The 12536-nt window shown below is 35.0% G+C and carries 15 protein-coding genes and 2 pseudogenes; 16 read left to right on the top strand and 1 reads right to left on the bottom strand.

The window, feature by feature from the left end:
• Positions 1 to 218: hypothetical protein (locus MAQA_RS14615; protein WP_036074570.1), on the top strand; the 218-nt coding region annotated here is incomplete at its 5' end.
• Between the two features lie 111 nt (positions 219 to 329).
• On the opposite strand, the gene MAQA_RS13275 is transcribed toward MAQA_RS14615, so the two are convergent.
• Positions 330 to 554 carry a hypothetical protein gene (locus MAQA_RS13275; RefSeq protein WP_036074568.1) on the bottom strand — a complete coding sequence of 75 codons (225 nt, stop codon included), beginning with the start codon at positions 552 to 554 and terminating at the stop codon, positions 330 to 332.
• A 307-nt stretch (positions 555 to 861) separates the two neighbouring features.
• Between MAQA_RS13275 and MAQA_RS13270 the strand changes: the two genes are divergently transcribed.
• From MAQA_RS13270 to MAQA_RS13190, 15 genes and pseudogenes are all read left to right on the top strand, one after another.
• Positions 862 to 1125, top strand: a complete 264-nt coding sequence (locus tag MAQA_RS13270) for a hypothetical protein (protein ID WP_036074566.1) — start codon at positions 862 to 864, stop codon at positions 1123 to 1125.
• Between the two features lie 46 nt (positions 1126 to 1171).
• On the top strand, positions 1172 to 1753 hold the full coding sequence (locus MAQA_RS13265; protein ID WP_149023384.1) for a hypothetical protein: 582 nt from the start codon (positions 1172 to 1174) through the stop codon (positions 1751 to 1753).
• 127 nt (positions 1754 to 1880) lie between these two features.
• Positions 1881 to 2483: a thermonuclease family protein gene (locus MAQA_RS13260; protein ID WP_052008640.1), complete on the top strand. Its 603-nt coding sequence runs from the start codon at positions 1881 to 1883 to the stop codon at positions 2481 to 2483.
• A 59-nt stretch (positions 2484 to 2542) separates the two neighbouring features.
• Positions 2543 to 2770, top strand: a complete 228-nt coding sequence (locus tag MAQA_RS13255; protein ID WP_036074564.1) for a hypothetical protein — start codon at positions 2543 to 2545, stop codon at positions 2768 to 2770.
• Positions 2767 to 3060 carry a DUF3850 domain-containing protein gene (locus MAQA_RS13250; RefSeq protein WP_338151636.1) on the top strand — a complete coding sequence of 98 codons (294 nt, stop codon included), beginning with the start codon at positions 2767 to 2769 and terminating at the stop codon, positions 3058 to 3060. The genes MAQA_RS13255 and MAQA_RS13250 overlap by 4 nt, the downstream gene beginning before the upstream one ends.
• Positions 3061 to 3135: 75 nt before the next feature.
• Positions 3136 to 3582, top strand: coding sequence for a single-stranded DNA-binding protein (gene ssb, locus MAQA_RS13245; RefSeq protein WP_036074563.1), 447 nt, complete (start codon positions 3136 to 3138; stop codon positions 3580 to 3582).
• A gap of 217 nt (positions 3583 to 3799) precedes the next feature.
• Positions 3800 to 4018: a DNA cytosine methyltransferase gene (locus MAQA_RS13240; protein ID WP_338151637.1), complete on the top strand. Its 219-nt coding sequence runs from the start codon at positions 3800 to 3802 to the stop codon at positions 4016 to 4018.
• A 1438-nt stretch (positions 4019 to 5456) separates the two neighbouring features.
• Positions 5457 to 6125: a hypothetical protein gene (locus MAQA_RS13225; RefSeq protein ID WP_036074556.1), complete on the top strand. Its 669-nt coding sequence runs from the start codon at positions 5457 to 5459 to the stop codon at positions 6123 to 6125.
• A gap of 897 nt (positions 6126 to 7022) precedes the next feature.
• Positions 7023 to 8030, top strand: a complete 1008-nt coding sequence (locus MAQA_RS14010) for an ATP-binding protein (RefSeq protein WP_052008638.1) — start codon at positions 7023 to 7025, stop codon at positions 8028 to 8030.
• A gap of 255 nt (positions 8031 to 8285) precedes the next feature.
• Positions 8286 to 9218 (top strand): AAA family ATPase, encoded by a 933-nt coding sequence (locus MAQA_RS14005; RefSeq protein ID WP_052008637.1) that lies wholly within the window; start codon positions 8286 to 8288, stop codon positions 9216 to 9218.
• Positions 9219 to 10053: 835 nt separating this feature from the next.
• Positions 10054 to 10606, top strand: a pseudogene (locus MAQA_RS13210) (recombinase family protein).
• A gap of 360 nt (positions 10607 to 10966) precedes the next feature.
• Positions 10967 to 11260: a WXG100 family type VII secretion target gene (locus MAQA_RS13205; RefSeq protein ID WP_036074555.1), complete on the top strand. Its 294-nt coding sequence runs from the start codon at positions 10967 to 10969 to the stop codon at positions 11258 to 11260.
• Between the two features lie 79 nt (positions 11261 to 11339).
• Positions 11340 to 11633, top strand: coding sequence for a TIGR04197 family type VII secretion effector (locus tag MAQA_RS13200; protein WP_036074554.1), 294 nt, complete (start codon positions 11340 to 11342; stop codon positions 11631 to 11633).
• Positions 11630 to 11983: a DUF3958 family protein gene (locus MAQA_RS13195; protein WP_036074551.1), complete on the top strand. Its 354-nt coding sequence runs from the start codon at positions 11630 to 11632 to the stop codon at positions 11981 to 11983. The genes MAQA_RS13200 and MAQA_RS13195 overlap by 4 nt, the downstream gene beginning before the upstream one ends.
• A gap of 177 nt (positions 11984 to 12160) precedes the next feature.
• A pseudogene (locus tag MAQA_RS13190) lies at positions 12161 to 12536 on the top strand (T7SS effector LXG polymorphic toxin); the annotation flags it as partial.

Raw genomic sequence — 12536 nt, 5'->3', positions numbered from 1 at the left:
GAACCCAACAAATTCCTTACAAGGAGTTTCCATATCCGGATCAGAAACGTGATTTAAATGATCTACTGCAGGATCATCCAGAACCTTTTCAAAAGACTTGGCAACAAGTCACCAAACAATTCCAAAATCGTCTTCAGTTGCGGCAGGGAAAGGAAGCGCAGGACAAACAAAATGAGTCTATGTATTATTGCAGAGCGAGTAAAGGACTAGAGCGGTAAAGGCATGTGGAAAAGAAATTTGATTAGTTTGAAACAATCTTTATTTTATAATATGTAAAAAATATAAATGAAAAAGCATTGGTTAGAACAAAATGTTCTAATCAATGCTTTTTATCGTTGCCTTTTGTTATTTCTGTATTCTTCTAAATCCGATTTTAAATAAAGTCTAACTTTTCTAGTTCCACTCCCCGACTCGAAAAAAGGGAGAATCCATCCATTTTTAACAGATTGACTGAAAGCTTCATAGCTTTGACCTGTTATTTTCCTAGCTTCATTTTTGCTCACTAAGTTTTTATACATAAAGTCTTGAACAGACTTAGGATTTAAGTTTGACATTCCTTTCACCTCATCAATAAAAATAACATATTTTTAATCACATATCAAATTAAGTATGTTCTTCCTTTACATACTTAATAAAGTATGTTATGATGTTTATAGATACTTAATAAGGTATGTAAGGAGGGATGAAATGTTCTTATTTCCATTAGGATTTCTCATTTTTTGTTTTATCACTCTTCCAATTATTTGGTTAGGAAATACAAAAAAAAGACTTTGAAGAGCGGACACTCGACAAAGTCTCAAACAAACAATCACATAAAAATTATAACAAGACTTCTACTTTAATGCAATGGAGGGCGGAAAAATGACTTATGAAGACTTACCCTATTATTGTTTCATTGATATTGAAGGGGCTACAAACATTATCTTTAAAGAAGTTATTGAACCAATACCTTATTCTTTGCCTGGAAATGCAAAGGAATTAAATGAAGAAATAGGTATAACGGATATTCAACAAGAAGTGATGCGGATAGCCATTCAATATGGTTTCCATTACTGTAAAAACCATTTTGAACAGGTTGAGCGTATTGCGAGAAAGCAAGTAAAGCTATTACATGCTACTTATTAAAATTCAAAAGGCCAAAACCAAAAATCGAAAAGAGGAGAAGATAAAAATGGGTGCAGATATTCATTTATTTGTAGAAAAGAAAAACCAGGACAACGAGTGGAAGGCCGTCTTATATGAAGATGGAAGTTATGATGGCCTATATGATGTGCGGAATTATTCAGTGTTTGCGATACTTGCAGATGTGAGAAACGGTTATGGTTTTGCAGGTGGTGATATTGGAGACGCTTTTAATCCAGTTTCATTTCCAAAAGGCATCCCTTACAATGCATCTGAAGAATTTTTGAAAGTAAGGGAGACTTGGGATATAGACGGCCATTCAGATTCCTATCTAACATTGAAAGAGTTGCGGGATTTTAACTGGGATCAAAAAACGATGAAAAGAGGATTTGTTGATGAAGAAGGGTATAAAGAGTTTTTAAAAACAAACGAAGTGAATTCGTGGAGTACGGATGTGTTTGGGAATGTTGGGAAAATTTCTAATGATGACATGGAATTACTCGTGAGCGGAAAGCTGAAACTAACTCCATTTAAGCCCTACTATACACAAGTTGAGTGTGAGGTAACTTACACAGTAGAAGCAGCCTGGTTTTTTGGAAAGAGTTTTACCTTATTTAGAAGATTTAGATGATGGCACTGGTGAAAATGTGAGAATCGTTTTTTTCTTTGATAATTAAATAAAAAAAAAGGGAGCCCCAATACCGTTTGGGCTCCCAAAATTAAAGAGAATACTCGTGAAAAAGTGGAGGAAAAAAAAGATGAAAAAACGAATCAAGAAATGGATTTCGCTTGGGTTAGTCCTTTTGATTTTTGGTGGTTATGGACTATATGAGGGAGGCTATGTAACGGATTTCTTTGATAAAGTCCCCTCCATAAAAAAGGAGAGTCAAGCTAAAACGACTATTCAAATGCCTGAGAATGTGGTACCCGTGAAGCTCGATCACGTCGTAGATGGGGACACAGTAGCGATTACCTTTGAAGGGGATCCAACTGTAAAAAAAGTACGCTTATTATTAATGGATACGCCCGAAAGCGTCAAGCCTGGAACGCCTGCACAGCCTTTTGCAAAAGAAGCTAGTAATTATATGAAAAAATTGGTTTCTGGAGCAAAACTTACTCTGGAATACGATCAAGGAGGCGCTACAGATAAGTATGGAAGAGTTTTAGCGTATCTTTATGCGGATGGTAAGAATGTCAATGAATTGATGATATATGAAGGCTATGCGCGTGTAGCATACATATACAAGCCGAACACAAGATATTTGAAAGAATTTAATCGAGTGCAGACCGAAGCGAAAAAAGAAAAGCGAAATATATGGTCAAAAGAAGGATATGTGACTGATAAAGGATTTCAAAATTAAAAAGTAGGAGAGAAAATAAAAAAAACGAATCTTAATAACTTAAAAGGATGTGTAATAATATGGAAAATTTAACTGAAGGACAATTGCTATCGAAAGAAATGGATGAGTTAAATAAAGAACTGTTGTGTGAAATGGAGATGTGGAAGAATAGAGATCCGTATGACAACGGTCTAAGTACAACTTTATTATTGAATAAACTAAAGAAAATGCACGAACTGGAGAGAAAGGAGTATAACCTTAAAAAAATAAAAAGAGAAAGCGGACCGAATGGGAGGCTAGCTATATGATGAATAAAATACACCCATTAAAAATATTACCAAAATACTATCTTGATGTAATTAGTGGGCATAAATGTTTTGAAATACGTGAAAACGATCGGGATTTTCAAGTAGGGGATTATGTTATTTTAAGAGAATGGGACGGCAAAGAATATACGGGTAGCAGTATGAAAGTAAAAATCACATATATAACGGATTACATGCAAAGAGATGGACAAGTCGTTTTTGGTTTTCGCAAATTAACCCCGAAAGAAGAGCTGTTTTTGAAAGAAGAGTTAGCTAGAAATTGTCTTTTTTAAAGAATTGAAAATTAGAGAGCATGGTTTGATTCAATAAGCGAATGCAAATAAAAACAGAAAGGAAATGAAAACTATATGATGAATCGAGTAGTTTTAGTCGGTCGATTAACAAAGGATCCAGAACTTCGTTATACTCCAGCAGGTGTTGCTGTTGCAACTTTTACACTTGCTGTTAACAGAAACTTTAAAAACGGAAAAGGAGAACAAGAAGCGGACTTTATTAATTGTGTGGTTTGGCGTAAACCAGCTGAGAACGTAGCGAATTTTCTTGGAAAAGGAAGTTTAGCAGGCGTTGATGGCCGTCTTCAGTCACGTTATTATGAGGGGCAGGACGGTAAGCGAGTTTATGTTACAGAAGTAGTTGCAGAGAGTGTTCAATTTTTAGAGCCAAAAGGCTCTAGAAACGAGGCTCCTTTGCCAACGAACCCACCGCCAACCTATAACGATGGAAGCGGCCGAGATCCGTTTGCTAAAAATGAAGATCGTCTAATTGATATTAGTGATGATGATCTACCGTTTTAACAAGAATTCTTTATTTTTAAGGAGGTGATATTGTTTTTACTCGGCTCATAAAGATACATTAAAAAGGCGTGGAAAAATCACGCCTTCCACTTGCCGTTCACCGGCAGAGATCGTGATTTGCTGTGGCCAAAGTTTCGGATGTTCACGATCTCATTTTTATAATATATGAAAGTCGGTGAACAGGCAATGAGTCAAGTAAAAAAAAAGTAAAACATTTATTGATCTATTTTCTGGAATAGGTGGATTTAGAATGGGGATGGAAGCAGCTGGCCATAAATGCGTTGGTTTTGTTGAAATAGATAACCATGCTCGAAATTCCTATTCAGCTATTTTTGATACGAAAGGAGAATTTGAAGGACATGACATTACAAAGATCTCAGAAGACGCTGTTCGATCTCTCGGAAGTGTCGATGTTATCCTGCGTTTCAGTTGCTAAAAGAGCCTTCAGACGTTTGTCTAAGAACCGCAGATGGCTGTTTTTTGTTGATTATCCATTTTTAAAAGATAGGGATAGGTTTGTTGACGATAAAATAAAAAAGTGCTATTATGTTGATAATAGAAGAAAAGAGAGCCATGCGTCAACATGACTCTTGATACAAGCCCATTTAAGATGGTGACTAGCGTTAATAGTTAAAAATAACCACTAAACCTGTCAAAGTTTATGAGTGGTTATTTTTTTTTTGTTATTTTGACTGCTAACAAGCAACACAAGTGTTGCAAAAGCAACTGCGAAAGACAGTGCTTCGTAAACGGTCATTGGAATTCCTTTCCGGAAGCCTAACAAAAATTCTCATAGGCATCACCACACTTCTATTATAAAGATAGGCTAGCCACCACCATAAACTTGCTTGCAAGGTTTATTATAACATGCTTGAAACAGAAACGAAACGGACAAACAAGATGTTCTAAAAGCAAAAAAAGTCCCTTTTTCATAGCTATTTATGATAAAATAAACTTGTCTCTATTCAAAAAACAAAAAAGATCTTTCCTTTTAATGGAGAGGTCTTTTTTGTTGTAAAAAACTATGGAACAATTGAATTTTTGACTATCAAAAATTATGAAAGAATACAACGTTGAGAGTGTTTACCAGCTGGCTCACTTAACGAGCGTTCCAGAAAATTTGTGGAGGACGATCATTCGTTGCGAAATCCCCCCCGATAAAATCAGGTATGGACTTATTTTATCCCTTGCGTTTGGGTTGGAAATCGATATGAATGCGATGTTTGAGTTACTGGAAGTTTATGAATCTGAGGGCGTTCTTCATCAAACAGGTTTGTAAAGAAAGAGGGGACGTGTAAAGAGGATTCGTTCTATGCTATAATTCTTAAAAGGAACTTTTAACCATCTTAGAAAGAGAGAAAGGAATGACCATAAATATATGATGAAAAAATTATGGAATTACAATGGTGTAAGACTAGTTCTTGTCTTCATACTGACAACCGTATTAGTGTACGAATCAGCGTATTTATATTTAATGAACGGTGGAATGTTTTGGCTTGCTATTTTATCTTTTGGTTTATACTTACTATTCTTTTTATTACCATTTAGTGGTATATTTATTGTTCAAAAAAAAGTGGCGCTCAAAATCTGGGCTTATATTTATATTAGTTTTGATTTTAATACATACTGCGATGATAGTTTTATATACAGATCCTTATATTTACTTAGATGAAGGTGGGATCAGTGAAGCAAAATTTAGTCAATTATTTAGGTGGCTTGCTATTATTTCAGGAATTTTATTAGTCATTATCTATGGATGGAAATTTCGCGAAACGAGAGGTAAAGTAAAATAAGAATGGAAGAGTCTTGGTGATTCTATTTGTTAGCGTATATTATGTAAAAATGTTAGGAATTAACAAAAAAGGAGAATCTTGATGAAAGGAAGATATTTAAAAGCTAAAAAAGGGTCTGGACTTTCAAATGATCAAAAAAATTCGGATCTATATGTAGAAATGTTTGTCTTAAAGTTGATGTCTGGAGCTAGTATGAGTTTAGTGTTTATTCCATTTTATTACCTAGTTATAAATGATGGATTCTTTGACTGGGTAGTTGATAATAAGTCTCTTTTAACCTGTATTATCTTGGGAGCGATGCTTCTCATGGAATCTTATATGCTTCTTAACAAGACAACTGTTCAAAAAATGAAAAGTAGAGCATCCGAAAAAAGTAAAAAATCTGACAGGTCATTTGATCAAGAGTACAGTATGGAAAGACATAAACGAGGCGGTATCGTGGTTCTTAAAGTAGTTTGTATGACGCTAGGAGTACTGGCCTTAGTCTTATCAAAGTTTGATGGAAAAAGCCTAAAAGTAATATCTTTTATGTTTAAAGATGGAAATCAGGTAATTTCAGGGTTACCAGAATTCATACTATACATGTTTTTAATTGCGCTGGGCTTTACTCTTTTTTTCTATGAATTGTTAAAATATATAAGTCTACTTATTCAAAATTTCAAGCAATCGATAGTAGATCCAAAAGATCGGTTAAGTATGGTTATTACTATTTTCGGACTCGCCATTTCTTTAATAGCTCTTTTCAAATAAAATGAATTCACTGAAGTCTAGAATTTATAAATTCTAGATTTTTTTTGTGCCAACCAAAGAATGGAGATTTTCACGTCTGAAATACTTGATTTTAGTCTAGAATATAGTCTATAAACGTTAGTTTATATTATAAATATTTCTGTACAGAGGGCTATTTAATAAAGGATATAAATTATATTTGAAACATATAAAAAGCCTTATCAAAAAGATAAGGCTTTGACAGTCAACAGTCATTGAATTTAAAAATCATGACTTTCTATTTAAGTAAGTTGATAAATTTCTTCGCGAAAATAAAAAATAGCACTTCCTTTTCTGAGACGTGTTATTTTATTGCGAAGGATTAAATAATAAAAGTGATTGTCTGATACGTTTAAGAGAGTAAGCGCTTTTTCTTTTGAGATAAAATAGCTGTTCAAAAATTGGAGTTGTTTGTCCTTGCTAGGTATATTTTCATTGTAGTGCCTCATTTTGCCAAGCGACACAGCTCTTTTTGCCACTTCCTCATAGAAATATAGAACACCAGACCCCCATTGGATCTGTGTTAAATGTTTTCGTGCTCCTAAATTTCCAATTGCGCTACGAGTCACGTGCAGTAGAGTCATTGCTTCCGTTGTTGATAAAAAGTATTGGTCTAATATTTTTAGTTGTTCTTTTTTTTGTTAAATTTTCCATTTTTTTTGCTCCCTGCACTTTTTTGATATCCTATCTATTAAAAGGAGATGATCTTCAGTTGAAAAACTGAAGCGAGAATGAAGAAGGGATGGGCTTAAAAAAGTTATTTATACTGTAACATGAAAAATTCAAAAATCCAATTATATATTCTGTTGAATAGAAAGAAAATTAATAATATAATGTATATAAAAAGTATCAATCAAAATAGCAGAGGGAGATGACATTATGATTAGAGATGAAATCGTAGAATGGGTAAGAAAACAACCATATTGGCAGCAAGTTGGAGCCGATGCAATTTTAAGGGGAATTAAAATAAATGAATCTTTGATAGATGAAGTTTATTTGACATTAAAACAAGACCATAACTTGGAGGAAACACTCTCTACAAGAAAGTCACTTGAATTTTTATCCAATTCCACTAAACCAAAATCGATCTCTAAGGTAATATGGAATGAATTATCAGAAGTCAAAGGAGTTAATGCTTTATCATCAAGCTCATCAATCCCAGTAGGTAGACAATTAACAATTATATACGGGCTGAATGGAAGTGGAAAATCAGGGTATGTCAGATTACTAAATAATGCCTTTATTTCAAGAGGAGATAAACATATTTTATCAAACATATTTAATGAAGAAAATGTAACCCCAAGTGCAAAGTTTGTTTTTGAGAATGAAAAAGGAAATTCTGAAACCCTAGTGTTTCCAGAGGATCATAAAAACGAATTGTTTAGTAGAGTAGCTGTATTTGATTCAAAAAGCGCCACTAATGATTTAACTAAAGATGTAGAACTAAATTTTGCTCCAATAGAATTTAATTTTTTTGATGAGTTTAATCATTTAATAACCGAAGTTAAAAAAAGACTGAATGAAGATATTAAGGAAAAAAATAAAGAGAACATCTATGTACGTCAATTTCCTAATAAAACACAAATAGGAGAGCTAGTTAAGAGTATAAATAGTAATACAGAATATGTCGATCTTGAAAATGCATCAAAAACAGATCACTTAAAAAATGAACTGCAAATAAAAATGAAGAGAAAATCTGAGCTAGTCGCTTTGAATATTATGAATCAACAAAAGTTGCTTGATAAACGCAAGGCAAAATTGAATGGAATAAAAGAAAGAATCAAAGTGATTAATGCAAAGTTTTCTAGTGAGAGAATTGATAGAACTAAAGAATTAATTCAAAGGAGAAGCGATTTAAAAAAAAAATTTCAATTGCTGAGGGTATAACTCAATTAGAGGGAGAACATATATATCAAATAGGTTCACCCGAGTGGAAAGAATTTATTGAATCAGCTAAGCAATACTATGGGGTTATTCAAGAAGAAATTGATCATTGTATATTTTGTGGACAAAAAATAGATGGAGTAACGGTAATTGATAAGTATTGGATGTACTTAAAGAGTTCGGCAGAATCCGAATTAAGCCAAGCAGATAGCAATATTAAAAAGCTAATACAGGATTTCAAAAAATTTTGATTATAAGTTGATCACAAAAGAATCTAGCTTTGAAGAATGGCTACAGGAGAAAATTCCTAACTTACATAGTCAACTTATCAGTTGGCAAACGCAAATTGAAACTATTAAAGAGAATGTTATTCAGAATTTATCAATCCTACAATGGGAAAAAGAAATTGATACTTTTAAAATGGAAGAAACAATCTGTAATGAAGCTTTAAGGCAAATAGAGAAAGAGATATCTGAATTAAATACTCAAAAAGTAAAAAAGGAAATTGATGAAATAGAGAAATTTGAAAATGAATATAATGATAAGCTTCGACTTAACGATTTCTTGCCGGAAATAAAGGGATTCTTAGAAGATTTGAAATGGGTAGATGTAGCAAATTGTATAACTATCTCTACACAGAAAGCCACTAGGTTCCAAAGATCTCTTTTCTCTCAATATGTCACTGATAAATACATTGAAAGATTTGATGAAGAATGTAAAAAACTGAATGCCGATTTTTCAGCTGAAATTAAACAAAAAGGGAGTAAGGGGAATACACTTAGCAAGTTAACAATAAAAGATAGAAGACCAATAGATATCTTAAGTGAAGGAGAACAAAGAGCTATTACCATTGCTAATTTTTTAGCAGAAACAAGCCTTAACGACAAGAATACATGTATCGTTTTGGATGATCCTGTAAGCTCTTTAGATGTTGAGAGGAAGGAAGTTATTGGCAGAAGATTAGTGGAGGAAGCCCAACAAAAACAAGTGGTTATTTTTACGCATGATATTACTTTTGTAAAATGTTTGGAGAGATGGGGAATAAAGAAACGAGTGGAGTGTTCTAAAGTAGTAATCAGAAACTTCAATAAGGTTTCAGGACTGAGGGATAATAATGAACCATGGATTGGCACATCTGTTTCGAAAAGAATCAAATATTTAAGGGGAAATCTAAAAAAAAATAGAACGTAAATTTGTAAGTATTGATAATGAGGAAAAAATGTATCTGCATAAAGAATATAGAAATGAAGCTGAACATTGGTGTGAAAAATTAAGAGAAACCTGGGAACGAATGATTGAGGAAATAGTATTCAATGAAGCTATTATGAGATATAGCCCAGCTATACAAACAAATAGACTTAAAAAAAGTTGTTTTTAATGCAGAAATGTTTAAAGAAATAGAGGAAGGAATGTCCCTATGTTCAGACTGGATACATGATAGAGCTGAGAATTTAGGGGAAAATTGTCCTAAACCTGAAGAACTTAAAAACTATCTTGATGCATGCGAAAGGTTTAAAGAAAAATACAAAAAATAGCATACAATTGAACTATTGAAAGAAGAATACAGAATCATTTATTGGCACTTTTATTTTTGGGTATCTTTCGCTAGTTTCAGTGAGTCAATTGAATGGGGCAAAAGGAAGGTAAGCTTCCTAGTTGAAAAATAAACATAAAAAGCCAGTATGGAAAAAGGGAGTCAACCATACTGGCAAAAAGGGAGTTGGAAAAGCATCCATAAAAAGGAAATAAAAATAGATGTTTTTCATTTGATAAAACTAGTCTATCGTCTGGAATTTAAAATGAGCGAGGAATACGATGAAAATTCAATAAGAATGATCTGTTTTTGATGTCCAGAAAATGACCATTTACTGGACACGCTTGTTTTTCACTCATTTTCATAGTAAATGAAGTCAAATCATGTTCATAAATCCGTCAATTAATCTATGTTCAGTATATCCGTTGTTGTAAAGTTATGTTACAATAAAAATGGATATTCCTTAATTTAATTTCGAAAGGTATGAAAACTATGAAAATTGGGTATGCTCGGGTATCAACTGGACTACAAAATTTAGATCTTCAAATGGATAGTTTAGAAAAATTTGGTTGTGAGAAAATTTTTTAAAGATCATATAAGTGGGGCAAAAAGTAAACGACCTGGTTTAGAAGATGCGATCGATTTTTGTCGGTCTGGAGACACGCTTGTTGTTTGGCGGTTGGACCGACTAGGAAGAAATATGGAAGACTTAATTCGCATCGTGAATCAGTTGAACGAAAATGGCGTAAGCTTTCACAGCTTACAAGAAAATATCACCATGGACAAATCGAGTTCAACGGGTCAACTCATTTTCCATCTCTTCGCAGCCTTTGCTGAATTTGAACGGAATTTGATTTTAGAACGTTCAGCAGCTGGACGAGCAGCAGCGCGAGCAAGAGGGAGAAACGGTGGCCGTCCGGAAAAATTATCAGAGAAGGATCTAGAACTTTTACAGACACTTGTGGAGAATGGAACCCCGATTAAGAGTATTGCGGATCGTTGGGGTGTTTCTCGAACGACGATTTACCGCTATTTGAATAAGTGATCTGAAATGAATCCGAATATACAAGAAGGAGAGTAACAACAATATATAGAAGGCTATTTTCATGAAGAAGTAGCGATTTTAAGTCATCCGATTCAACTCCTCATTCAAGAGGCGGAAGAAAAACTAATGGCTTGCCCAGAGGAGTTAGAAAGACTAGAACAAGAGGAAGATCAGTTGTTAAAGGAAGCCAAAGAAATGGAACGGCAGCTGAAAATGGAAGACTAACGTTTCCTTCCAGTCTAGAAGACTGCTCTGTCGAATCAAGGAAGAAAATGTCACAATTTGGACACAGACAATAGATTGGGGTTGTGCTATATTATAAATTGAAAGAAAACAATACATATGTAGGAGATGAATTTGATGTCAGGACAAATTAGAATGAGCCCAGCTGAGTTACGGGATCGTGCCAAAAAGTATGGGACAAGTGCTCGGGATATTGAACAACTGTTACAACGCTTATCGCAAACACAAGAACAACTTCGGAGCGAATGGGAAGGACAAGCGTTTGCACGATTTGATGATCAGTTTAATCAATTAAAACCGAAGGTAACGGAATTTGCGAACTTGATGGACCAAATTGAACAACAACTTCAAAAAACCGCGACAGCTGTGGAAGAACAAGATCAACAACTGTCTCAAAACTTCGGATTTTAAGCCTAATACTGAATACGCCCCTTATGAGTTTCTCGTAAGAGGCGTTTTTTCTTAAAAAGGTGGGAAGGAGAGGCTAAAAATGAGTACAGTAGCTAGCGATTTAGGGCAAGCTTCCGAAAAAGCGACAGCCCTTCAACAAGCGGTTTCAAGCCTTCAGGGACAAGGAAGAACCATTACGAAGGATGAAGAAACAACGGTTGGAGGGAATACACAAGCACATATGGCGATTCAAGCAGAAGGCGAAGCGGTTGCCCAGATTGCGAATGCTTTAACGACGGCAAGTACGAACTTGCAAAGCGTTGCGGAGGCCTTTGCAGCGAAGGATGCGGAAATAGGAGCCAGCCTTTCATCGATTGGAGGCTCAACACCATGAAAACGTGGACCGAGTGGCAGCAAGAAGAACGGCGATTAATGGAGAAAGTGGACGAAAATCAACAAAAAAGGCGTGCTGTTCAGCAACTTCAAGAGGCCTATGAAAACCATTTTCGACAAGGACTCCGATTTGTGGAAGAGGTGAGTTGGCAGTTTCGGAAAAATGATCGGGCTTTTTTGCGCGAACAAATGCAAGAACGGGTTTTCTCCCTTTCACGATCGACGCGAGCGCATTTTGAAGAGATGGAAGAAGTCTTCCAACAAGAAAAAAGAGACTTGGAAGACCAAGCCGATGAAGTCGCCTACGGAAAAAGAAAAGCCAGCCTAGACGAATGGGAGGGGAAAGCATGAGCATTGATATGTATGTGTCAAAGTCGAAAGCCCAAGCTAGTAGCACAAGTCAAGTTTGCCAGCAACACATAGAAGGGTACCAAGCGCTTCAAAAAGCCATTAGTCAGTTTACCTTAGAGCCTTTTTTTAAAAGGAAAGGCCTATGATTCGGCCAAAGCCTTTTATAGCGCAGTTCTATTGCCCCTTGTTCAGGCTGGCATTCTTTTAACAGAAGCGACAGAAGAAGCCGTTCAGAAATTCCCGGAACGTTATCAAAGTGAAGTCGATAGTGGAGACTTAAAGGAATCGGAGCTGGAAGAACAAATTCGGAAAGCAAACGACCTGATTAACCAAGCGAATGCACTTCAAGCAAAAATCACACAATCTCCATTACCCGAAACGGATCAGCGAACGCAACTCAATCTCAATCAAGCTTTGATCAATTCTTATCAAACCAATAAGGAAGAACTGGAAGATAAACTTCGAAAGTTACGAGCTTTCCATGCGAGTTCGCCGAGTATTTTCTCAGAAATAGCGAGCTTGAAACAGGCGATTGATCAAGGGATTGCCCAAA

It is taken from the genome of Listeria aquatica FSL S10-1188 (assembly GCF_000525795.1).
In the GTDB taxonomy this organism is placed as follows: domain Bacteria; phylum Bacillota; class Bacilli; order Lactobacillales; family Listeriaceae; genus Listeria; species Listeria aquatica.
The sequence above is the reverse complement of the archived record's forward strand: the minus strand, read 5'-3'. Positions and strand labels throughout refer to the sequence as shown.

Bases quoted from the DNA above. Each gene is read 5' to 3' on its own strand.
- MAQA_RS13275 (WP_036074568.1), bottom strand. From the start codon at position 554: ATGTCAAACTTAAATCCTAAGTCTGTTCAAGACTTTATGTATAAAAAC.
- MAQA_RS13270 (WP_036074566.1), top strand. From the start codon at position 862: ATGACTTATGAAGACTTACCCTATTATTGTTTCATTGATATTGAAGGG.
- MAQA_RS13265 (WP_149023384.1), top strand. From the start codon at position 1,172: ATGGGTGCAGATATTCATTTATTTGTAGAAAAGAAAAACCAGGACAAC.
- MAQA_RS13260 (WP_052008640.1), top strand. From the start codon at position 1,881: ATGAAAAAACGAATCAAGAAATGGATTTCGCTTGGGTTAGTCCTTTTG.
- MAQA_RS13255 (WP_036074564.1), top strand. From the start codon at position 2,543: ATGGAAAATTTAACTGAAGGACAATTGCTATCGAAAGAAATGGATGAG.
- MAQA_RS13250 (WP_338151636.1), top strand. From the start codon at position 2,767: ATGATGAATAAAATACACCCATTAAAAATATTACCAAAATACTATCTT.
- ssb (WP_036074563.1), top strand. From the start codon at position 3,136: ATGATGAATCGAGTAGTTTTAGTCGGTCGATTAACAAAGGATCCAGAA.
- MAQA_RS13225 (WP_036074556.1), top strand. From the start codon at position 5,457: ATGAAAGGAAGATATTTAAAAGCTAAAAAAGGGTCTGGACTTTCAAAT.
- MAQA_RS14010 (WP_052008638.1), top strand. From the start codon at position 7,023: ATGATTAGAGATGAAATCGTAGAATGGGTAAGAAAACAACCATATTGG.
- MAQA_RS13205 (WP_036074555.1), top strand. From the start codon at position 10,967: ATGTCAGGACAAATTAGAATGAGCCCAGCTGAGTTACGGGATCGTGCC.
- MAQA_RS13200 (WP_036074554.1), top strand. From the start codon at position 11,340: ATGAGTACAGTAGCTAGCGATTTAGGGCAAGCTTCCGAAAAAGCGACA.
- MAQA_RS13195 (WP_036074551.1), top strand. From the start codon at position 11,630: ATGAAAACGTGGACCGAGTGGCAGCAAGAAGAACGGCGATTAATGGAG.